Here is a 238-nt window from a genome sequence, read left to right on the forward strand (position 1 = left end):
ATCGATCGATTTTGCTTCGGCCAGTGGTATCAGGTCTTCCAGAACCAGCCGCAGGATGTGCTGCATCGATGTCTTTTCGGTTGCCCCATATGGCTGTTCCTGTGCTCTGGCCATGACCAATAACTGCTGGAGCAGGCCACGCGCTCTTTCGATACCTTGACGCAAAGCGTTCAGACGTTCCCTGGCCTGAGTTGACATGGCTGCCGCATCCAGCCGTTCTGCCTGCAATGACAGGGCT

1 pseudogene is annotated in these 238 nt (G+C 55.9%); it reads right to left on the reverse strand.

Going from position 1 to position 238, the window contains the following annotated elements:
• A pseudogene (locus tag ACZ3GY_RS24760) lies at positions 1–198 on the reverse strand (two-component sensor histidine kinase); the annotation flags it as partial.
• Between the last annotated feature and the right edge of the window lie 40 nt (positions 199–238).

Source organism: Pseudomonas sp. PME37.24/006 (assembly GCF_055556635.1).